We start from the raw sequence: 19,938 nt of genomic DNA on the forward strand, positions 1-19,938 counted from the left end.
TTTGTGGGTGTGTTTGGGCTTCTTTTTTGTGTGGGCGTGGGGGGGCGGGCTCGGGGGGGGGTGGGGTGCCTAGGTTGGTGGCATCGTCAAATCGGGTACCGACAGCCATCCAAAAAAAGGCGCAAGCCCGTAGGGCTGCGCCTTTGTCCTGTCTAAAAACTTACTGTAAAACTTCGATCACGCCGTCGGCACTCATAGTGACCTGGCTGGTGCCAGCTTCCACTTCAGGCGTCGGCGCTGAATCGGCCATGGCGGCTTTCATCATCATGCCGCCACTGCGGGCGTAAGGCATTGGGTAGCCATTGGTGTTGAAGTTCAGGTTGACGATCTTGTAGCCCTTGCCGCCGAGTGCATCGGTAGCCAGTTGCGCGCGCGCCTTGAACGCCGCCACCGCATCTTTGAGCAGTGCATCTTCGCTGGCCTTGCGCGTGGTGTCGGCGATGGCGAAGTCCATGCTGTCCATTTTCAAGGTGTTCAACAACTCGCCGGTGAGTTTGGACAGCGCCGGGAAATCCGCGCTTTCCAAGCGCAGCTCGGCGCGTTCACGCCAGCCGGTGATCTTCTGGTTCTTGCTGTCGTAGATCGGGTAGCTGTTGCGGCTGCCCTGGCGCAAGGTCACGCCTTTGACTTCGCGCGCCTGGCCCAGGGCCTGGTTCAGGGTGGTGGTGATTTCGGCAGCAAGCTTGGCCGGGTCGGCGTTTTGCGATTCGGTGTAAAGAGTGACGATCATCTTGTCGCGGGCCACTTCCTGGCTGGCTTCGGCGCGCAGGGAGATCTGGTTGTAATGCAATGCATCGGCGGCCATGGCCGGCAGGCTCGCCAGAGCGCTGGCGCTGAAGGTAATGATGGCTGCACTGCGAATGAAACGAGACATGGAAGCTCCTTGAGATAGTCGTGTTCGGTAAGACTGTAGACGCTGGCATCGGGTTCTTCGGGTTTACACATTACCCACAAGTTATGCGGGCGCCGACGAACGGTCATTTACCCGGCCTGCGTCAAAGAGCCACACACGCCGTGCCAGCAGGTCTGCTTCGTTTATACTCGTGCCGATCCGCCTGCAGCGCTCACCGGGAGAGCTCATGCTCGCCGCCGTAAAACTGACTTCCGCCACTCGCCAGAACCTCTGGCGCCTGACGTTCATTCGCACCCTGGTACTGGCCGCGCAGGCCGGTTCCGTCGGGCTTGCCTATTGGTTCGACCTGTTGCCGCTGCCCTGGCTGCAACTGGCCGTGACCCTGGGTTTTTCCACCGTATTGTGTGTGTTCACCGCCATTCGGTTGCGTACCACTTGGCCTGTGACCGAGCTGGAGTACGCCCTGCAACTGGCCTGTGACCTGTTTATCCACAGCGTGTTGCTGTACTTCTCCGGCGGTTCCACCAACCCCTTTGTCTCCTACTACCTGGTGCCTTTGACCATCGCCGCCGTGACCCTGCCGTGGCGCTATTCGGTGGTCCTGTCGGGCATCGCGCTGACGCTGTACACCTTGCTGTTGGCACAGTTTTACCCCTTGCAGACATTCCCCATCGCCCGGGAAAACCTGCAAATCTATGGGATGTGGTTGAGCTTCGCCCTGTCGGCGGCAGTCATTACCTTCTTCGCCGCGCGCATGGCCGAAGAACTGCGTCGTCAGGAAGAACTGCGTGCCATTCGCCGTGAAGAGGGCCTGCGTGACCAGCAGTTGCTGGCCGTGGCCACCCAGGCCGCTGGCGCCGCCCATGAGTTGGGCACGCCGCTGGCGACCATGAGCGTGCTGCTCAAGGAAATGACCCAGGACCATCACGACCCGGCCCTGCAGGATGATTTGAGCGTGCTGCAGGAACAGGTCAAGCAGTGCAAGCTGACGCTCCAGCAACTGGTGCGCGCCGCCGAGGCCAATCGCCGTCTGGCGGTCGAAATGCAAGACGTCACCCAATGGCTCGATGAGGCGCTGAACCGCTGGCACCTGATGCGTCCCGAAGCCAGTTACCGCTTCAACCTGCTGGGCCAAGGCAGCGTACCGCGCATGGCGCCACCGCCAGACCTGACCCAGGCGCTGCTCAACTTGCTGAACAATGCCGCCGATGCCTGCCCTGAAGGCCTCGGCGTGCAGTTGGACTGGGACGCGGAAAACGTCACCATCAGCATTCGTGACCACGGCGCCGGCGTGCCGTTGGCCATTGCCGAGCAGATCGGCAAACCCTTCTTTACCACCAAGGGCAAAGGCTTCGGCCTGGGCCTGTTTTTGAGCAAGGCCAGCGTGACCCGCGCGGGCGGCTCAGTGAAGCTCTATAGTCATGAGGAAGGTGGCACGCTCACCGAGCTGCGCCTGCCCCGTGTCGCACGAGGAGATATCGATGAGTGACGAGATCCAAGTCGAAGGCGAAGAACTGCCGCACCTGCTGCTGGTAGATGACGACGCGACCTTTACCCGCGTGATGGCGCGCGCCATGAGCCGGCGCGGTTTTCGCGTCAGCACCGCAGGTTCTGCTGAAGAGGGCCTGACCATCGCCCAGGCCGACCTGCCGGACTACGCTGCCCTGGACCTGAAAATGGACGGCGACTCGGGCCTGGTGCTGCTGCCCAAGCTGCTGGAACTCGACCCGGAAATGCGCGTGGTGATCCTCACCGGTTACTCCAGCATCGCCACCGCCGTCGAGGCGATCAAGCGCGGCGCCTGCAACTACCTGTGCAAACCAGCGGATGCCGACGACGTGCTGGCCGCCTTGCTGTCCGAGCATGCCGACCTCGACACCCTGGTGCCGGAAAATCCGATGTCGGTGGACCGCCTGCAGTGGGAACACATCCAGCGCGTGTTGACCGAACACGAAGGCAACATCTCCGCCACCGCCCGCGCCCTGGGCATGCACCGCCGCACGCTGCAACGCAAGTTGCAGAAGCGCCCGGTACGACGCTGAACGGCAACTGAACAACCCGCTTCAGGCTGCACGGACGCACGAACCGATCCCCTATGATCGGTTCAAACGCCTGTGACTTTTTCCTACCGAGCCTGAACGATGAATCAGAACGCTGAATACCGCGCGGTCAACGATGCGGTGCGTGGGCAATTCTTCCGCCGAACCTGGGCGATGATCACCCCCTATTGGCGCAGTGAAGAGAAGGGCAGGGCCTGGCTGCTGCTGGCCGCCGTGATTGGCCTGTCGCTGTTCAGCGTGGCGATCTCCGTGTGGATCAACCACTGGTACAAAGACTTCTACAACGCCTTGGAGAAGAAGGACACAGCGGCCTTCTGGCAACTGATCGGCTATTTCGGCGGGATCGCGGCGGTGGCGATACTCGGTGCGGTGTACCGCCTTTACCTGACCCAGATGCTGACGATCCGCTGGCGCGCCTGGCTCACCGAAAAACACTTCAGCCGCTGGCTGGCCCACAAGAATTACTACCAGCTGGAGCAGGGCGGCTACACCGATAACCCGGACCAGCGGATTTCCGAAGACCTCAACAACTTCACGTCCGGCACTTTAAGCCTGGGCCTCGGCTTGCTGCGTAACGTGGTCAGCCTGGTGTCATTCTCGATCATCCTGTGGGGCGTCTCGGGCAGCATCGAAGTGTTCGGCATCACCATCCCCGGCTACATGTTCTGGTGTGCGCTGCTGTACGCCGCCGTGGGCAGTTGGCTGACGCACCTGATCGGCCGGCGCTTGATTGGCCTGAGCAACCAACAACAACGCTTCGAAGCGGACCTGCGTTTTTCCATGGTGCGGGTGCGTGAGAATGCCGAAAGTATCGCCCTGTACAACGGCGAGCCGAATGAAAGGCAGCGCCTGAGCATGCGCTTCGGCAAGGTCTGGCAGAACTTCTGGGACATCATGAAAGTGTCCAAGCGCCTGACCTTTTTCACCGCCGGCTACAGCCAGATCGCGATCATCTTCCCGTTTATCGTCGCCGCGCCGCGCTACTTCACCGGCAAGATCGAGCTGGGCGAGCTGATGCAAATCAACTCGGCGTTCGGCAACGTACAAGAGAACTTCAGCTGGTTTATCAACGCCTATTCGGAGCTGGCGACATGGCGCGCCACCAGCGACCGTCTATTGAGTTTCCAGCAAGCCATGAGCGACAACGAGCAACGCACGCCGGCGATCGACGTGCGCCCTGAAGGCGAGCGCCTGGTGATCAACGACCTGGGCATGGACCTGGCCGACGGCCGCCATTTGCTCACCGACGCCGACATGACCGTGGAGCCTGGCCAGCGCGTCATGCTCAGCGGGCGTTCCGGCAGCGGCAAGAGCACCTTGCTGCGGGCGATGGGGCACCTGTGGCCCGCCGGGCATGGCAGCATTCGCCTGCCGGCGACGCGCTACCTGTTCCTGCCGCAAAAGCCTTACCTGCCGATTGGTACGCTCAAGGCCGTGTTGAGTTACCCACAGGACGACAGCGTCTACGCGCCAGAACGTTATGCACAGGTGCTGGAAACCTGCCGCCTGCCCCATCTGGTCAGCCGCCTGGATGAAGCCAACCACTGGCAACGCATGCTCTCGCCCGGCGAACAACAGCGCCTGGCCTTTGCCCGTGCGTTGTTGTTTGCACCGCGATGGCTGTACATGGATGAGGCGACCTCGGCCATGGATGAAGAAGACGAGGCGACCTTGTACCAGGCGTTGATCGATGAACTGCCGGGGCTGAGCATCGTCAGCGTCGGCCACCGCAGCAGCCTCAAGCGTTTCCATGGGCGGCATGTGCGCATTGACGGTGGGCGGTTGCAGGAACAGCAACTCACTTAAGCTCTTGCGCGCTTAATTTAGGAGCGAGCTTGCTCGCGAAAAACGTCAACGATGACGCGTGCTCCCTGAATAAACGCGGCGCCTGTGAGTTTTTCGCGAGCAAGCTCGCTCCTACAATTAGCGGAGTGTCTGAGGCAGGTGTGTCAACGGGCACACCGCTATCGCAGGCAAGCCAGCTCCCACAGGGGGGCGGTGTTGTCTGATGGTTCAGGCACCTAATAAAAAGCCCGGCTGATCATCGATCAGCCGGGCTTTTTTATTGCTCGAAGATGACTTACTTCTTCAAGCCGTAATGCTCATCCAACATGCCTGGGGCGTTCGGCGTTTTTGGCGCGTAGTCCCGTGGTGGCTCCTGGTTTTCCCGTGGTGGGGTCAGGCGTTCCCGTGGGGTTTGCGGTGCATCGGAATGCAGCGCGGCCAGCAGGCGCTGGCGGGTGATGTCGTCGAGGGCCAGGCGGTTAGCGCCATCGGCGAGGTGATCCTGTACTTCCTGGTAGCTCTGGGTGAGCTTCTTGACCAGGGTCGCGGTGCTGTTGAAGTGGGTAACAACCTCGTTCTGATAACTGTCAAAACGTTCCTGAATGTCATCCAGCTGACGCTGCGTGCGGTTAGGCGCGGCATTGGGCAGCAGGCGGGCAACCAGGAAACCAATGGCGACACCGGCAACCAGGGCAAGAGTCGGCAACAACCAAACTAAGAGCGAGTGTTCCACGAGTCCTTCCTCTATAAACGGCTTTGCTTTACGTTAACGGCTCAAACCTGCGCTGTATACCGCGATTAAGCTCGCAATGATGCCATGCACAGACTTTTAGCTAGACGAGTCGACCCCTTGAGAGGTCACGGAGTTCATCCTTGCTCATGCGTGAAACCCCCGTTTTGATCGATGGCCCGGTGGGCCAATTGGAAGCCCTGTACCTGGATCACCCCGAACCACGTGGCCTGGCGCTGGTTTGCCACCCTAACCCGGTACAGGGTGGGACCATGCTCAATAAAGTCGTATCGACCTTGCAACGCACCGCCCGCGACGCGGGTTTGATTACTTTGCGTTTCAATTACCGGGGCGTCGGTGCCAGTGCCGGTACTCACGATATGGCCAGCGGTGAAGTCGATGATGCAGAAGCGGCCGCCACCTGGTTGCGGGAAAAGCACCCGGACCTGCCGATCACCTTGCTGGGTTTTTCCTTCGGCGGTTACGTGGCTGCCAGTCTCGGCGGGCGTTTGGAAGCCAAGGGCGAAAAGCTCGCGCACCTGTTCATGGTGGCTGCGGCGGTGATGCGCCTGGGCGAGTCGGACGTGCTGCCCCAAGGCTGCCCGTTGACCCTGATCCAGCCGGAAACCGATGAAGTTGTGGACCCGCAACTCGTCTACGCCTGGTCCGCCGCCCTGAAACGCCCCCATGAGCTGCTGAAAGTGGCAGAATGCGGACACTTTTTTCATGGCAAGCTGACCGATCTCAAGGATCTGGTGCTGCCACGCCTTTCGAATTGATGACAAGCGATCACCCATGACGACCCGTACCCGTATCCTCACCGGCATCACCACCACCGGCACGCCGCACCTGGGCAACTACGCCGGTGCGATTCGCCCGGCGATCCTCGCCAGCGAAGACGCGAATGCCGACTCCTTCTACTTCCTGGCCGACTACCACGCCCTGATCAAATGCGATGACCCGCAGCGCATCCAGCGCTCGCGTATGGAAATCGCCGCGACTTGGCTGGCCGGTGGCCTGGATGTGAACCGAGTGACCTTCTACCGCCAGTCGGACATCCCGGAAATCCCCGAGCTGACCTGGCTGCTGACCTGCGTTGCCGCCAAGGGCCTGCTCAACCGCGCCCATGCCTACAAGGCCTCGGTGGACAAGAACGTGGAAAACGGTGAAGACCCGGATGCGGGTATCAGCATGGGCCTGTACAGCTACCCGGTGCTGATGGCAGCGGACATCCTGATGTTCAACGCGCACAAGGTGCCGGTGGGGCGCGACCAGATCCAGCACGTGGAAATGGCCCGCGATATCGGCCAGCGCTTCAACCACCTGTTCGGCAACGGTAAAGAATTCTTCACCATGCCCGAGGCGCTGATCGAAGAAAGCGTGGCTACCTTGCCGGGCCTGGATGGCCGCAAGATGTCCAAGAGCTACGACAACACCATCCCGTTGTTCACCAGCGCCAAGGACATGAAGGACGCGATCTCGCGGATCGTCACCGACTCGCGCGCGCCAGGCGAAGCCAAGGACCCGGACAATTCGCACCTGTTCACCCTGTACCAGGCGTTCGCGACCAAGGCCCAGGAAGCCCAATTCCGTGGCGAGCTGCTAGAAGGCCTGGGCTGGGGCGAGGCGAAGAACCGTCTGTTCCAACTGCTCGACGGCCAGCTCGGCGAAGCGCGCGAGCGTTACCATCAATTGATGTCGCGCCCATCGGACATGGAAGACCAGTTGCAGGTCGGCGCCAAGAAGGCCCGCGCTGTGGCGGCACCGTTCCTGGCCGAGCTGCGTGAAGCGGTGGGCCTGCGTTCGTTCGTCAACCAGGCGGCGGCGCCGGTCGCCACCAAGAAAAAAGCAGCGAAGGCTGCGCGGTTTGTGAGCTTCCGTGAAGCTGACGGCAGCTTCCGCTTCCGCCTGTTGGCCGCCGACGGCGAGCAACTGCTGTTGTCGCGCAACTTTACCGATGGCAAAGCAGCCGGCGCGGTGACCAAGCAACTGCAAAGTGGTGATGCGCTGGACGTGCGCGCCGAGGCTCTGACCTTCAGCGTATGGCTGGACGGCGCCGCAGTAGCTGACAGTGCCGAGTACGCCGATGAAGCATCGCGTGACGCGGCCATCGAAGCCTTGCGCGCTGCGTTAGCCCCCATCGAGGATTAACCCGACCAAGGGTTGATTGCCATTATCCAGGGCCGTCGTTACAGTGTCGGCCCGTTTTTGTTGCCTTGCTAACGAAATTATGACGCCCCTAGAACGATATCAAGCTGATCTGAAACGCCCCGAGTTCTTCCATGACGCGGCCCAGGAAAATGCCGTGCGTCATTTGCAGCGCCTGTACGAGGACCTCGTAGCCGCGTCGCAAAGCAAGCCAGGGATGTTCAGCAAGCTGTTTGGCAAGAAAGACCACACGCCGGTCAAGGGCCTGTATTTCTGGGGCGGTGTGGGTCGGGGCAAGACTTACCTGGTAGACACCTTCTTTGAAGCGCTGCCGTTCAAGGAAAAAGTGCGTACGCACTTCCACCGCTTCATGAAGCGCGTGCATGAAGAGATGAAGACCCTGCCGGGCGAGAAAAACCCGCTGACCATCATCGCCAAGCGTTTCGCCCAAGAGGCCCGGGTGATCTGCTTCGATGAATTCTTCGTCTCCGACATCACCGACGCCATGATCCTTGGCACCCTGATGGAAGAACTGTTCAAGAACGGTGTGACCCTGGTGGCCACATCGAACATCGTGCCCGATGGCCTGTACAAGGACGGCCTGCAACGTGCACGCTTCCTGCCGGCCATTGCGCTGATCAAGCAGAACACCGATATCGTCAATGTCGACAGCGGCGTCGACTACCGCTTGCGTCACCTGGAGCAAGCCGAGCTGTTCCACTTCCCGCTCAACGAAGCAGCACACGAAAGCTTGAAGAAAAGCTTCCGCGCCCTGACGCCGGAATGCACCCAGGCGGTGGAAAACGACAAGCTGATGATCGAGAACCGCGAAATCATCGCACTGCGCACCTGCGATGACGTAGCCTGGTTCGAGTTCCGCCAACTGTGCGATGGGCCACGCAGCCAGAACGATTACATCGAGCTGGGCAAGATCTTCCACGCCGTGATCTTGAGTGGTGTGGAACAGATGGGCGTGACCACCGACGATATCGCCCGACGGTTCATCAACATGGTCGATGAGTTCTATGACCGTAACGTCAAGCTGATCATCTCGGCGGAAGTCGAACTCAAGGACCTCTATACGGGTGGTCGCTTGAACTTCGAATTCCAGCGCACCTTGAGTCGCCTGCTGGAAATGCAGTCCCACGAGTTCCTGTCGCGCGGGCACAAGCCTTAATCAATCTCCGGCTCAATGGAGATCTAATGTGGGAGCCGGGCTTGCCCGCGATGGGGGTGTATCAGTCAACTATAGGCTGGCTGATACACCGTCATCGCAGGCAAGCCAGCTCCCACAATGGTTTGTGTTGGCCTGGAGTCAGGCGGCCTGCTGAAATTGCTGGCGATACTGGTTGGGCGACAACTCCGTGTGCTGCCTGAACAACCGCGCAAAGAAACTCGCATCGTCGTAACCCACCTCATAACTGATGGTCTTGATGCTCTTGCGGCTGCCCGAGAGCAGGCCCTTGGCGGTCTCGATGCGCAGGCGTTGCAGGTAATGCAGCGGCTTGTCACCGGTGGCGGTCTGGAAGCGGCGCATGAAGTTGCGGATGCTCATGCCGTGTTCCCGGGCGACGTCTTCAAAGCGGAATTTGTCGGCAAAGTGCTCTTCAAGCCAATGCTGGATCTGCAGGATGATCACATCCTGATGCAGCTTCTGCCCGCCAAACCCGATACGCCCCGGTGAATAGTTGCGCTGCACTTCATAGAGAATGTCGCGGGCCACGGCCTGGGCGATGTTGGCGCCACAGAAGCGTTCGATCAGGTAGATATAAAGGTCGCAGGCCGAGGTGGTGCCGCCGGCGCAATACAGGTTGTCGGCGTCTGTGAGGTGCTTGTCCTGATTGAGCTGCACCTTGGGGAAGCGCTCGCTGAAAGCGTTGAAAAAACGCCAGTAGGTGGTCGCCTCCTTGCCATCGAGCAGCCCGGCTTCGGCCAGCCAGAACACCCCGGTGGCCTCGCCGCACAGCACAGCCCCGCGAGCATGTTGTTCGCGCAGCCACGGCAGCACCTGGGGGTAGCGGGTGCACAACACATCGAAGTCGTCCCAGAAGGCCGGCAGCACGATGATGTCGGCGTCTTCGAGGCCGCCGTCCACCGGCATGATCACATCGCTGAAGCTGCGCACGGACTGGCCGTCGGGGCTGACCAGGCGCGTTTCGAACCCTGGGGTCAGGCCCAGGCCTTGCTGTTTGCCATGGCGCAGGCTGGCGAGATGGAAGAAATCCTTGGCTTGCATGAGGGTGGAAGCGAATACCCGATCAATGGCCAAAATGCTGACTCGCCGCAACGGCGTGGAGATTTGGTTAGACATAATTTCATTTATTCTTATAGGGGAAAGTGGTCACCAGACGGCTGGATCGTCTTATTTTTTGTCGCATGTGTCCAGTGTCCCGTGACGCCTTCGGGGCATAGGCTCTGTGGGCTCGTCCTTGTCCGACAATCCACACAGGTGACCCATGATCCCCAGAACCTTGTTCAGCTCGGAGCACGAACTCTTCCGTGAGAGCGTGCGCACCTTCCTCGAAAAACACGCCGTGCCCTTCCATGGGCAATGGGAAAAGCAGGGCTATATCGACCGTAACCTTTGGAACCAGGCGGGGGAGGCGGGCATGTTGTGTTCCCACCTGCCAGAGGAATACGGCGGCCTGGGCGCGGATTTTCTCTACAGCGCGGTGGTGATCGAAGAGGTCAGCCGCCTGGGTTTGACCGGCATCGGCTTTTCGCTGCATTCGGATATCGTCGCGCCGTACATCCTGCATTACGGCAGTGAAGCGCTGAAGCACAAGTACCTGCCCCAGTTGATCTCCGGGGAGATGGTCACTGCCATCGCCATGACCGAGCCGGGCGCCGGTTCCGACCTGCAAGGGGTCAAGACCAGCGCCGTGCTGGACGGCGATGAGTACGTGATCAACGGCTCCAAGACCTTTATCACCAACGGCTACCTGGCCGATCTGGTGATCGTCGTCGCCAAGACCGACCCCAAGGCCGGCGCCAAGGGCACCAGCCTGTTCCTGGTGGAAGCCGATACGCCGGGCTTCGACAAGGGCAAGCGCCTGGAGAAAGTCGGCATGAAGGCCCAGGACACCTCGGAGCTGTTCTTCCAGGACGTGCGCGTGCCCAAGGAAAACCTGCTGGGCCAGGCGGGCATGGGCTTTGCCTACCTGATGCAAGAGTTGCCGCAAGAACGCCTGACCGTGGCGATTGGCGCGCTGTCCTCAGCCGAAGCGGCGTTGCAGTGGACCCTTGAGTACACCCGTGAGCGCAAGGCGTTCGGCAAGGCGATTGCCGATTTCCAGAACACCCGGTTCAAGCTGGCGGAGATGGCCACCGAGATTCAGATTGGCCGTGTTTTTGTGGACAAGTGCATGGCTATGCACCTGGAAGGCAAGCTGGACGTGCCTACCGCAGCGATGGCCAAGTACTGGGCCACAGACCTGCAATGCAAGGTGCTCGATGAGTGCGTGCAGTTGCATGGCGGTTACGGGTTCATGTGGGAATACCCGATTGCCCGGGCCTGGGCGGATGCGCGGGTGCAGCGCATTTATGCGGGGACCAATGAGATCATGAAGGAGATCATTGCGCGGGCGCTTTGATGTTTGGTGCTCTTGATTGATCGTTTGATCGTTCCCACGCTCCGCGTGGGAACGCCTCATGTGACGCTCTGCGTCACGACTCTGAAAGCGGACGCAGAGCGTCCAAGGCGGCATTCCCACGCAGAGCGTGGGAATGATCAGTGCGGGTCAATCAGGGTGCTGGATTCGGATGATCCTTCTGAATCGCCTCAATCCCTTCCAACACTTCTTTCGACAATTTCAGATCGGCACTGGCGATGTTGCTGTCCAGTTGTTCCAGTGAAGTAGCCCCAATAATATTGCTGGTCACAAACGGCTGTTGCGTCACAAACGCCAGCGCCATCTGCGCCGGGTCCAGGCCATGTTCCCGCGCAAGAGCCACATAGCGGCTGCACGCCGCTTCCGACTGCGGGTTGAAGTAACGGCTGAAGCGGCTGTATTCAGTCAAGCGCGCCTTGGCCGGGCGGGCGCCATTTTCGTACTTGCCACTGAGCATGCCGAACGCCAAAGGCGAATAGGCCAGCAAGCCGCACTGTTCACGAATGGCAATCTCCGCCAGGCCCACTTCAAAGCTGCGGTTGAGCAGGTTGTAGGGGTTCTGGATCGACACGGCGCGCGGCCAGCCGCGGGCTTCGGCCAGGGCCAGGAACTTCATGGTGCCCCACGGCGTTTCGTTGGACAGGCCAATGTGGCGGATCTTGCCGGCCTTCACCTGTTCGTCCAGGGCTTCGAGCGTTTCCTCCAGTGGGGTGAGGTCGTCTTCGTCCTTGTGCTTGTAGCTCAACTGGCCGAAGAAGTTGGTGCTGCGCTCCGGCCAGTGCAATTGGTAGAGGTCGATCCAGTCGGTCTGCAGGCGCTTGAGGCTGGCGTCGAGGGCTGCGCCGATGTGCTGGCGGTTGTGGCGCAGGTGGCCATCGCGGATATAGTCGATGGTGTTGCCGGGGCCGGCGATCTTGCTGGCAAGCACCCAGTCGGCGCGGTCGCCACGGCTTTTGAAGTAGTTGCCGATGTAGCGTTCGGTGGTGGCGTAGGTGTCGGCCTTGGGCGGCACCGGGTACATTTCCGCGGTGTCGAGGAAGTTGATGCCTGCGGCCTTGGCCCGTTCGATCTGCGCGAAGGCCTCTGCCTCGCTGTTCTGCTCGCCCCAGGTCATGGTGCCCAACGCGATCGCGCTGACATTCAGATCGGTGCGGCCCAGCTGTCGGTAATCCATCGGGTACTCCTTCAGGGGAAAACAATCATAAAAGCAGGTTGAATTTTTTTTCGCAATCTGCATAATTGCCCACCTCTTTCTGCAGTGGAAGTGATGCGCCGCCTGCCGAAGAATCTTGCCGTTGAACGGACGCGCCGACCCGAGCCCCCGATAGCGTCTGTATCCGGCTGCCTTTGACCTTGTCAAAGTACGCACTATTCAGTAAGATCCGCCGTCTAAATTTACAGGCGGCCCCTGAGGCTATTAAAGAATGACAACTTTTACTGCAAAACCGGAAACAGTTCAGCGCGACTGGTTTGTCGTCGACGCCGCTGGTCAGACCCTGGGTCGTCTGGCCACTGAAGTCGCCAGCCGTCTGCGTGGCAAGCACAAGCCTGAATACACCCCGCACGTTGATACCGGCGACTACATCGTCATCATCAACGCTGAGCAGGTTCGTGTAACCGGCAACAAAGCAAGCGACAAAATGTACTACCGTCACTCCGGTTTCCCAGGCGGTATCAAGTCTTCCAACTTCGAAGGCCTGATTGCCAAGAAGCCTGAAGCCCCGATCGAAATCGCGGTCAAAGGCATGCTGCCTAAGGGCCCACTGGGTCGCGATATGTTTCGCAAGCTGAAAGTCTATGCGGGCGCTGTACACCCTCATGCTGCTCAGCAGCCCCAAGAACTGAAGTTTTAACGGAATAGTTCATTATGTCGGCGACTCAAAATTACGGCACTGGCCGTCGCAAAACCGCAACCGCACGCGTTTTCCTGCGTCCGGGCACTGGTAACATCTCGATCAACAACCGCTCCCTGGACAACTTCTTCGGTCGCGAAACTGCCCGCATGGTAGTTCGTCAGCCGCTGGAATTGACCGAGACCGTTGAAAAGTTCGACATCTACGTCACCGTTATCGGTGGCGGTGTAAGTGGTCAAGCTGGCGCAATCCGCCACGGTATCACTCGCGCTCTGATGCAGTACGACGAAACCCTGCGTGGCGCTCTGCGCAAAGCTGGCTTCGTGACTCGCGATGCTCGTGAAGTTGAACGTAAGAAAGTCGGTCTGCGTAAAGCGCGTAAGCGTCCGCAGTACTCGAAGCGTTAATTCGCTTTACGTTCCACAAAAACGCCCAGCCTCCTCACGGAGTTGGGCGTTTTTTATTGCCTGCGATTTATGCACATTTTTCGCCGTGACAACTTGCCACATCCGTAGACCCCCTATACTACAAGGCCTGGAGGCGGAGCCCCGGGCAATTCCCTTGTCATACGTGGGGCTTTTCATTACCATCCGTCAAAATTTTTATAAGTAAAGATTCAACACTTAGTAGACGCCTGATTTAACAGGCCAAAAAGCTGATGGGAGAGGACTGAATGAGCAATGACGGCGTGAATGCAGGCCGGCGTCGCTTCTTGGTAGCAGCCACATCCGTGGTGGGTGCTGCAGGAGCGGTGGGGGCTGCGGTCCCGTTCGTGGGGTCATGGTTTCCCAGTGCCAAGGCGAAAGCCGCAGGTGCACCGGTGAAGGTGAATGTCAGCAAGATCGAGCCAGGCCAGCAGATGATTGCTGAATGGCGCGGCCAGCCGGTTTTCATTGTTCGTCGTACCGAGGAAATCCTGGGGAATCTGAAGAAGATCGAAGGCCAGTTATCTGACCCGACATCCGAAAAGTCCGACCAGCCCGCCTACGCCAAGAACGAAGCGCGTTCGATCAAGCCAGAGATTCTGCTGCTGGTTGGTCTGTGTACCCACCTGGGTTGCTCACCTACCTTCCGCCCGGAAGTGGCGCCTGTCGACTTGGGCAAAGACTGGGTCGGCGGTTATTTCTGCCCGTGCCACGGTTCCCACTATGACCTCGCTGGCCGCGTCTACAAATCCCAGCCCGCGCCCCTGAACCTGCCGGTTCCTCCTCACAATTACGAATCTGACGACATCATTGTCATTGGCCTCGACAAGGAGAACGCGTGATGAGCAAGTTCATGGATTGGGTGGATGCGCGCTTCCCCGCCACTAAAATGTGGGAAGACCATCTCAGCAAATATTACGCGCCGAAAAACTTCAACTTCTTCTACTTCTTCGGCTCCCTGGCCCTGTTGGTGCTGGTCAACCAGATCGTCACTGGCGTGTGGTTGACGATGAGCTACACGCCGTCGGCGGAAGAAGCGTTTGCTTCTGTCGAATACATCATGCGTGACGTCGAGTACGGCTCGATCCTGCGCCTGCTGCACTCCACCGGCGCGTCGGCGTTCTTTATCGTCGTCTACCTGCACATGTTCCGCGGCCTGCTCTACGGCTCGTACCAGAAGCCTCGTGAGCTGGTGTGGGTCTTCGGCATGTTGATCTACCTGGCGCTGATGGCCGAAGCCTTCATGGGCTACCTGCTGCCCTGGGGCCAGATGTCGTACTGGGGCGCCCAGGTGATCATCTCGCTGTTCGGCGCAATCCCGGTGATCGGCAACGACCTGACCCAGTGGATTCGTGGTGACTACCTGATCTCCGGCATCACCCTGAACCGCTTCTTCGCCTTGCATGTGGTGGCCTTGCCGATCGTGATCCTGGGCCTGGTGGTACTGCACATCCTGGCGCTGCACGAAGTGGGTTCCAACAACCCGGATGGCGTGGACATCAAGAAGCACAAGGACGAGAACGGCATCCCGCTGGATGGCATTCCGTTCCACCCGTACTACACCGTGAAAGACATTGTCGGCGTAGTCGTGTTCCTGTTTGTGTTCTGCTCGATCGTGTTCTTTTTCCCGGAGATGGGTGGTTATTTCCTGGAGAAGCCTAACTTCGAACAGGCCAATGCCTTCAAGACACCCGAGCACATTGCCCCGGTCTGGTACTTCACGCCGTTCTACGCGATCTTGCGCGCGATCCCCGACAAACTCATGGGCGTGATCGCCATGGGCGCGGCCATCGCGGTGCTGTTCGTGCTGCCGTGGCTCGACCGTAGCCCGGTCAAGTCGATGCGCTACAAAGGCTGGCTGAGCAAGATCTGGCTGTGGGTGTTCTGCATTTCGTTCGTGATCCTGGGCGTGCTGGGCGTATTGGCGCCTACCCCTGAGCGCACGTTGCTGTCGCAGGTCTGCACCTTCCTGTACTTCGCCTACTTTATTCTGATGCCGTTCTATACCCGGCTCGAGAAGACCAAACCGGTTCCGGAAAGGGTGACTGGCTGATGAAAAAATTACTCGTTGCATTCGTGCTTGCGGCACTGCCGCTACTGTCCTTCGCCGCCGAACATGGCGCAGAGCTGGAAAAAGTCGATATCGATGTGTCTGACAAAGCCGCCATGCAGGATGGGCTGCGTACATTCACCAACTACTGCATGGGGTGCCACAGCGCCAAGTTCCAACGGTATGAGCGCGTTGCCGATGACTTGGGCATTCCCCATGAAGTGATGCTCAGCCACGCGGTGTTCACGGGTGCCAAGATCGGCGACCACATGAACATCGGCATGCAGCCGGCCGACGCCAAGACCTGGTTCGGCGCCGCACCGCCCGACCTCACCCTGGTGGCCCGTGTACGCGGTACCGACTGGCTCTACGGTTATCTCAAATCCTTCTACGAAGACCCTGCGCGCCCCTATGGCGTGAACAACAAAGTCTTCCCGAACGTCGGCATGCCGAACGTTCTGGTCGGCCTGCAGGGGCGCCAGGTGGTAGGATGCAAGCAGGTTCAGGTCGTTGAAGACGGCAAGAAGCAATATGATCCGTTGACCGGCACGCCGCTGACCCATGAAGCGTGCGATCAACTGACCATCGTGCCCAAGACCGGTACGCTGAACGAAGAGCAGTTCGACGAGAAGGTCAAGAACCTGGTGACCTTCCTGGCCTACTCGGCCAACCCGGTCAAACTGCAGCATCAGCGTATCGGTACCTACGTCTTGCTGTACCTGGCTTTCTTCTTCGTATTCGCTTATTTGCTCAAGCGTGAATACTGGAAGGATGTGCATTGATCCAACCGTAAGCAATTGCTGTTAATCTTGCGCGCCCAGCGGCATCTCTGAACACGTAGCGCCGGTTTGAACCGGTCGTTACAGGGATGCTTCTGGGCGCGCTCGTTTTTGAGCTTTCGATAATTTCAACAAGCGAGGAGGACCGCCATGGGCGTGACCAATCGGTTGGCCTGTTACTCCGACCCCGCCGACCACTATTCCCACCGAGTACGCATCGTGCTCGCAGAGAAGGGTGTCAGCGCCGAGATCATCAGTGTGGAGGCGGGCCGTCAGCCGCCGAAGCTGATCGAAGTGAACCCTTACGGCAGCTTGCCCACCCTGGTCGATCGTGACCTGGCGTTGTGGGAGTCGACCGTGGTGATGGAATACCTGGATGAGCGTTACCCTCATCCGCCTTTGCTGCCGGTGTACCCGGTGGCGCGTGCCAACAGCCGCCTGCTGATCCATCGGATCCAGCGTGACTGGTGCGGGTTGGTGGATGTGATCCTGGATTCGCGTTCCAAAGAAGCCGCTCGTGTGCAGGCGCGCAAGGAATTGCGCGAGAGCCTGACCGGCGTTTCGCCGTTGTTCGCCGATAAACCTTTTTTCCTCAGTGAGGAACAAAGCTTGGTGGATTGCTGCCTATTACCCATACTCTGGCGCTTGCCGATTCTGGGCATTGAACTGCCACGGCCGGCCAAGCCGTTGCTTGATTACATGGAGCGCCAGTTTGCGCGTGAGGCTTTCCAGGCGAGTCTGTCTGGCGCCGAACGCGATATGCGCTAAGGCTTAAGGAGCCGTTGATGAACTCCAGTCGACCTTACCTGGTCCGCGCGCTCTATGAGTGGATTGTGGACAACGATTGCACCCCGCACATGCTGGTCAATTCCGAATTTCCTGCGGTTCAGGTACCCCAGGGTTTTGCCAGTGACGGGCAAATTGTGCTGAACGTATCGCCCAGTGCCGTGCGCCACCTGCACATGGACAACGAAGCGGTGAGCTTCGAAGGGCGTTTCGGCGGTGTGCCCCATACGCTGTTCGTGCCCATCGGTGCCATCCTCGGGATCTACGCCCGGGAAAATGGCCAGGGCATGGTGTTCGATCTGGAGTCGCCTTTAGAGGATGACGAAACGATTGAAGGCGAAGACGGTGATGATGTACCGCCACCGGATGCCGAGCCGCCGCGCCCTAGCGGTCGGCCAAGCTTGAAAGTGGTGAAGTAGGCGGATTTCGCTTACAGACCCGTCTGAAAAATGCCTCGACAGCTGTCGGGGCATTTTTTTTGCGTGAAGGATATGGATGAAAGTCGCGCCAGAACGGTGATCGTACAACCACCATGGGCTATGATGCGGTCTTCAGTTCGTCGAGAAAGATGGTTCATCATGGAAAACGCCAGCGCCGCCCCACGTCTTCCCCGCAAGCGCCGCAGCCTTGCCCAGGAATTGGTCACGGTGTTGTCCGAGCAGATCCGCGATGGCCAGCTCAAACGCGGCGACAAGTTGCCCACCGAGTCGGCGATCATGGATGCCCACGGCGTCAGTCGGACGGTGGTGCGTGAAGCCATCTCGCGCCTGCAAGCGGCGGGGCAGGTCGAGACTCGCCACGGTATCGGCACCTTCGTGCTGGACACGCCAAGCCCCAGCGGTTTTCGCATAGACCCTGCCACCGTGGTGACCTTGCGTGATGTGCTGGCGATTCTGGAGTTGCGTATCAGCCTGGAAGTGGAGTCTGCGGGCCTTGCTGCCTTGCGCCGCAGCGATGAGCAACTGGCGGCCATGCGCGCGGCCCTCGATGCCTTGAATGAAAGTGCGGCCCACGCTGGCGATGCGGTGGCGTCGGATTTTGCCTTTCATCTGGAAATTGCACTGTCTACCGGTAACCGCTACTTCACCGACATCATGACCCACCTGGGCACCAGCATCATTCCGCGTACCCGCCTGAATTCGGCGCGCCTGGCCCATGATGATCAACAGCACTACATGAGCCGCTTGAGCCGCGAACACGAAGAAATCTATGAGGCGATTGCCCGCCAGGATTCGGATGCGGCACGTGCGGCCATGCGCCTGCATTTGACCAACAGCCGTGAGCGGCTGCGTCATGCCCATGAAGAGGCAGAGGCACAGCGGGGCTGATCGTTCCCACGCTCTGCGTGGTAACGCCTCTATGGACGCTCCGCGTCCCGATGCGCGTGAATTTCTCAAGCCCTCGCAGGGTGACGCGGAGCGTCATAGGCTGTATTCCCACGCAGAGCGTGGGAACGATCATGCCAGCCGTTAGTTGGCGGGTTGGTTTGGCTTGTAGTCCTTAAGCAGCAAGTACGTGCTCCACCCCCACCAATCATTAGTCCAGTGCTTGTCGTTCAAATCATTGACGTCCTTGCGCCGCAGCACCTTGTCCCCCTCCATCTTGAACAGCGGCGAGAAGTTATTCGCCGGGTTTTGCGCGGCGTTCAGGTCGGGCACATACAGCGGTGCCTTGAACTCAGCTGGGGAGGGCGCGATGCCGCTGATGAAGGTTTCGAAGATCTCATCGGCCGAGGCCTGTACGGCCCCTTTGACCTGCACGCGATTGTCGGCGTCGATGCTGTCGAAGTAGCGCTTGTCGCCGTAGGCATGCCACTGAGCGCCCATGGCATTGCGCACCTTGAGCCCGAATTTACTGTCTTCATCGTGCATGAAGCGGCTGATCAGCGAGCCGAGTTCTCCTGGCGTCACCACTGCCGCCAGTTGTTTGCGCGGTACCCGCAGGTGGCCGGCGGAAAACAGGTCGGTCAAAAAGTGATCGGCAAAGCTGTTCATGGCGTAAGCCAATTCCAGGGCCTGGTCGGTGCCGGTCTGATGAGCCACCACGGCCTGTTGCAGAGCCGCTGCGTGACCGGCCAAATAGGCGGACAGGGCCCATTCACCGAAGTGGTCGGCGTTGTCCGCTGCCAGCTTCAGGTAGCGGCCCAACGGTACGAGGGCCGAAACAGCACTGCCGCCGCCGGTTATGCGATTCCACTCCTCGGACAACGTATCTCCCAGGGCGTCATAGGCTTCATGAGGTTGTTTGCCGTCCTTGATCGCCTGGTTGACGGCGTTGATCTCCTTTTGCATCACCGCCAGGATCTTCTGCGCTTCTTCCCGTGAAGCAGGCAACACGGCGAGAGAATTGAACGCCGCGGTGAAGCGTTGCACGCGCTCGGTCGGAGAATTGCCATCGCTGATCGGTTGGCCGGGGATGCCATAGAAGTCGCCGCCCAGGGCGATCACTTGGCCATAGGTCAGCGCAAGCCCGTTGGGCAGGTGCAGTTCGACTTGGCGCGCAGGAATGGCCGAGGCGTCCTTGCTGAAGCGAAGCAGGGTGTCATCGCCGATGGCGGTGTGTTCACCGCCTTCGAAGCGCAGGGTAGGCGGAGTTTTTTCGGGTGCTGCGAGTTCAAGACCTGACATGTTAGCTCCTTGCTATGTCGTAGGAATCTTCCGTGATAACTGTATGCATATACAGTCACCTGAATCATAGGTGAGAAATTTCCTACGTCAAGAGCCGCGTCTTAAGCCCTCGTTGGATTACGCCGGATGAATTGCAGTTGACGAATTTATTTATAGTTGTACGATGACGTACGACATCATCAAAACCAACAACAACCTTTCGTAAGAAAGTCTTCGCCCAGGGTGTTCGAA

20 protein-coding genes are annotated in these 19,938 nt (G+C 59.4%); 15 read left to right on the plus strand and 5 right to left on the minus strand.

Annotated elements, in window-relative coordinates; translation table 11 throughout:
- Window positions 1-160: 160 nt before the first annotated feature.
- Window positions 161-874, minus strand: coding sequence for an SIMPL domain-containing protein (locus TX24_RS19570; protein WP_003188494.1), 714 nt, complete (start codon window positions 872-874; stop codon window positions 161-163).
- A 205-nt stretch (window positions 875-1,079) separates the two neighbouring features.
- Here TX24_RS19570 and TX24_RS19575 point away from each other — a divergent pair, with 205 nt between their 5' ends.
- The 3 genes from TX24_RS19575 (at window position 1,080) to TX24_RS19585 (ending at window position 4,719) form a co-directional block, all read left to right on the plus strand.
- Window positions 1,080-2,342, plus strand: a complete 1,263-nt coding sequence (locus TX24_RS19575) for an ATP-binding protein (protein WP_003188495.1) — start codon at window positions 1,080-1,082, stop codon at window positions 2,340-2,342.
- Entirely contained in the window at window positions 2,335-2,895 is a 561-nt protein-coding gene (locus TX24_RS19580) for a response regulator transcription factor (RefSeq protein ID WP_003171731.1), read from the plus strand. Before TX24_RS19575 ends, TX24_RS19580 begins: the two co-directional genes overlap by 8 nt.
- 99 nt (window positions 2,896-2,994) lie before the next feature.
- The gene (locus TX24_RS19585) at window positions 2,995-4,719 is read left to right on the plus strand and encodes an ABC transporter ATP-binding protein/permease (protein ID WP_057710921.1); all 1,725 of its coding nucleotides are present in this window, start codon (window positions 2,995-2,997) and stop codon (window positions 4,717-4,719) included.
- Window positions 4,720-4,993: 274 nt separating this feature from the next.
- On the opposite strand, the gene TX24_RS19590 is transcribed toward TX24_RS19585, so the two are convergent.
- Complete coding sequence (locus TX24_RS19590) at window positions 4,994-5,431, minus strand: Z-ring associated ZapG family protein (protein ID WP_003171734.1); 438 nt, start codon at window positions 5,429-5,431, stop codon at window positions 4,994-4,996.
- A gap of 146 nt (window positions 5,432-5,577) precedes the next feature.
- Here TX24_RS19590 and TX24_RS19595 point away from each other — a divergent pair, with 146 nt between their 5' ends.
- The 3 genes from TX24_RS19595 (at window position 5,578) to zapE (ending at window position 8,753) form a co-directional block, all read left to right on the plus strand.
- Entirely contained in the window at window positions 5,578-6,207 is a 630-nt protein-coding gene (locus tag TX24_RS19595) for an alpha/beta hydrolase (protein WP_003188497.1), read from the plus strand.
- Window positions 6,208-6,223: 16 nt separating this feature from the next.
- Window positions 6,224-7,579 (plus strand): tryptophan--tRNA ligase, encoded by a 1,356-nt coding sequence (locus tag TX24_RS19600; protein ID WP_057710922.1) that lies wholly within the window; start codon window positions 6,224-6,226, stop codon window positions 7,577-7,579.
- Window positions 7,580-7,658: 79 nt separating this feature from the next.
- On the plus strand, window positions 7,659-8,753 hold the full coding sequence (zapE, locus tag TX24_RS19605) for a cell division protein ZapE (protein ID WP_014716907.1): 1,095 nt from the start codon (window positions 7,659-7,661) through the stop codon (window positions 8,751-8,753).
- A gap of 138 nt (window positions 8,754-8,891) precedes the next feature.
- Here zapE and TX24_RS19610 read toward each other — a convergent pair whose 3' ends face one another.
- The gene (locus TX24_RS19610; protein ID WP_169855855.1) at window positions 8,892-9,812 is read right to left on the minus strand and encodes a GlxA family transcriptional regulator; all 921 of its coding nucleotides are present in this window, start codon (window positions 9,810-9,812) and stop codon (window positions 8,892-8,894) included.
- A gap of 220 nt (window positions 9,813-10,032) precedes the next feature.
- Here TX24_RS19610 and TX24_RS19615 point away from each other — a divergent pair, with 220 nt between their 5' ends.
- Entirely contained in the window at window positions 10,033-11,169 is a 1,137-nt protein-coding gene (locus TX24_RS19615; RefSeq protein ID WP_034134864.1) for an acyl-CoA dehydrogenase family protein, read from the plus strand.
- A 151-nt stretch (window positions 11,170-11,320) separates the two neighbouring features.
- Here the strand turns inward: TX24_RS19615 and TX24_RS19620 are convergent, their stop codons facing one another.
- Complete coding sequence (locus TX24_RS19620; protein ID WP_057710923.1) at window positions 11,321-12,361, minus strand: NADP(H)-dependent aldo-keto reductase; 1,041 nt, start codon at window positions 12,359-12,361, stop codon at window positions 11,321-11,323.
- 250 nt (window positions 12,362-12,611) lie between these two features.
- On the opposite strand from TX24_RS19620, the gene rplM reads away from it, so the two are divergent.
- The 8 genes from rplM (at window position 12,612) to TX24_RS19660 (ending at window position 18,408) form a co-directional block, all read left to right on the plus strand.
- Window positions 12,612-13,040 carry a 50S ribosomal protein L13 gene (rplM, locus tag TX24_RS19625; protein WP_003188508.1) on the plus strand — a complete coding sequence of 143 codons (429 nt, stop codon included), beginning with the start codon at window positions 12,612-12,614 and terminating at the stop codon, window positions 13,038-13,040.
- Window positions 13,041-13,054: 14 nt separating this feature from the next.
- Window positions 13,055-13,447 (plus strand): 30S ribosomal protein S9, encoded by a 393-nt coding sequence (gene rpsI / locus TX24_RS19630; RefSeq protein WP_002555064.1) that lies wholly within the window; start codon window positions 13,055-13,057, stop codon window positions 13,445-13,447.
- A gap of 266 nt (window positions 13,448-13,713) precedes the next feature.
- A complete protein-coding gene (petA, locus tag TX24_RS19635) occupies window positions 13,714-14,307 on the plus strand; it encodes a ubiquinol-cytochrome c reductase iron-sulfur subunit (protein WP_003188524.1) in 594 nt (197 codons plus the stop codon).
- The gene (locus tag TX24_RS19640) at window positions 14,307-15,518 is read left to right on the plus strand and encodes a cytochrome b (RefSeq protein ID WP_003188526.1); all 1,212 of its coding nucleotides are present in this window, start codon (window positions 14,307-14,309) and stop codon (window positions 15,516-15,518) included. Before petA ends, TX24_RS19640 begins: the two co-directional genes overlap by 1 nt.
- Window positions 15,518-16,297, plus strand: coding sequence for a cytochrome c1 (locus TX24_RS19645; RefSeq protein ID WP_003188528.1), 780 nt, complete (start codon window positions 15,518-15,520; stop codon window positions 16,295-16,297). The genes TX24_RS19640 and TX24_RS19645 overlap by 1 nt, the downstream gene beginning before the upstream one ends.
- 147 nt (window positions 16,298-16,444) lie before the next feature.
- Window positions 16,445-17,062: a glutathione S-transferase N-terminal domain-containing protein gene (locus TX24_RS19650; protein ID WP_003188529.1), complete on the plus strand. Its 618-nt coding sequence runs from the start codon at window positions 16,445-16,447 to the stop codon at window positions 17,060-17,062.
- Between the two features lie 17 nt (window positions 17,063-17,079).
- A complete protein-coding gene (locus tag TX24_RS19655) occupies window positions 17,080-17,499 on the plus strand; it encodes a ClpXP protease specificity-enhancing factor (RefSeq protein WP_003188531.1) in 420 nt (139 codons plus the stop codon).
- A 159-nt stretch (window positions 17,500-17,658) separates the two neighbouring features.
- Window positions 17,659-18,408, plus strand: coding sequence for a FadR/GntR family transcriptional regulator (locus TX24_RS19660; RefSeq protein WP_003188534.1), 750 nt, complete (start codon window positions 17,659-17,661; stop codon window positions 18,406-18,408).
- Between the two features lie 141 nt (window positions 18,409-18,549).
- On the opposite strand, the gene TX24_RS19665 is transcribed toward TX24_RS19660, so the two are convergent.
- Window positions 18,550-19,707: a hypothetical protein gene (locus TX24_RS19665; protein ID WP_057710924.1), complete on the minus strand. Its 1,158-nt coding sequence runs from the start codon at window positions 19,705-19,707 to the stop codon at window positions 18,550-18,552.
- Window positions 19,708-19,938 lie beyond the last annotated feature (231 nt).

The sequence above is a fragment of the Pseudomonas lactis genome, assembly GCF_001439845.1.
Classification (GTDB): domain Bacteria; phylum Pseudomonadota; class Gammaproteobacteria; order Pseudomonadales; family Pseudomonadaceae; genus Aquipseudomonas; species Aquipseudomonas lactis.

What these genes read in the sequence shown, in the direction of transcription:
- TX24_RS19570 (WP_003188494.1), bottom strand. Translation starts at nt 874, where the DNA reads ATGTCTCGTTTCATTCGCAGTGCAGCCATCATTACCTTCAGCGCCAGC.
- TX24_RS19575 (WP_003188495.1), top strand. Translation starts at nt 1,080, where the DNA reads ATGCTCGCCGCCGTAAAACTGACTTCCGCCACTCGCCAGAACCTCTGG.
- TX24_RS19580 (WP_003171731.1), top strand. Translation starts at nt 2,335, where the DNA reads ATGAGTGACGAGATCCAAGTCGAAGGCGAAGAACTGCCGCACCTGCTG.
- TX24_RS19585 (WP_057710921.1), top strand. Translation starts at nt 2,995, where the DNA reads ATGAATCAGAACGCTGAATACCGCGCGGTCAACGATGCGGTGCGTGGG.
- TX24_RS19595 (WP_003188497.1), top strand. Translation starts at nt 5,578, where the DNA reads ATGCGTGAAACCCCCGTTTTGATCGATGGCCCGGTGGGCCAATTGGAA.
- TX24_RS19600 (WP_057710922.1), top strand. Translation starts at nt 6,224, where the DNA reads ATGACGACCCGTACCCGTATCCTCACCGGCATCACCACCACCGGCACG.
- zapE (WP_014716907.1), top strand. Translation starts at nt 7,659, where the DNA reads ATGACGCCCCTAGAACGATATCAAGCTGATCTGAAACGCCCCGAGTTC.
- TX24_RS19610 (WP_169855855.1), bottom strand. Translation starts at nt 9,812, where the DNA reads ATGCAAGCCAAGGATTTCTTCCATCTCGCCAGCCTGCGCCATGGCAAA.
- TX24_RS19615 (WP_034134864.1), top strand. Translation starts at nt 10,033, where the DNA reads ATGATCCCCAGAACCTTGTTCAGCTCGGAGCACGAACTCTTCCGTGAG.
- TX24_RS19620 (WP_057710923.1), bottom strand. Translation starts at nt 12,361, where the DNA reads ATGGATTACCGACAGCTGGGCCGCACCGATCTGAATGTCAGCGCGATC.
- rplM (WP_003188508.1), top strand. Translation starts at nt 12,612, where the DNA reads ATGACAACTTTTACTGCAAAACCGGAAACAGTTCAGCGCGACTGGTTT.
- rpsI (WP_002555064.1), top strand. Translation starts at nt 13,055, where the DNA reads ATGTCGGCGACTCAAAATTACGGCACTGGCCGTCGCAAAACCGCAACC.
- petA (WP_003188524.1), top strand. Translation starts at nt 13,714, where the DNA reads ATGAGCAATGACGGCGTGAATGCAGGCCGGCGTCGCTTCTTGGTAGCA.
- TX24_RS19640 (WP_003188526.1), top strand. Translation starts at nt 14,307, where the DNA reads ATGAGCAAGTTCATGGATTGGGTGGATGCGCGCTTCCCCGCCACTAAA.
- TX24_RS19645 (WP_003188528.1), top strand. Translation starts at nt 15,518, where the DNA reads ATGAAAAAATTACTCGTTGCATTCGTGCTTGCGGCACTGCCGCTACTG.
- TX24_RS19650 (WP_003188529.1), top strand. Translation starts at nt 16,445, where the DNA reads ATGGGCGTGACCAATCGGTTGGCCTGTTACTCCGACCCCGCCGACCAC.
- TX24_RS19655 (WP_003188531.1), top strand. Translation starts at nt 17,080, where the DNA reads ATGAACTCCAGTCGACCTTACCTGGTCCGCGCGCTCTATGAGTGGATT.
- TX24_RS19660 (WP_003188534.1), top strand. Translation starts at nt 17,659, where the DNA reads ATGGAAAACGCCAGCGCCGCCCCACGTCTTCCCCGCAAGCGCCGCAGC.
- TX24_RS19665 (WP_057710924.1), bottom strand. Translation starts at nt 19,707, where the DNA reads ATGTCAGGTCTTGAACTCGCAGCACCCGAAAAAACTCCGCCTACCCTG.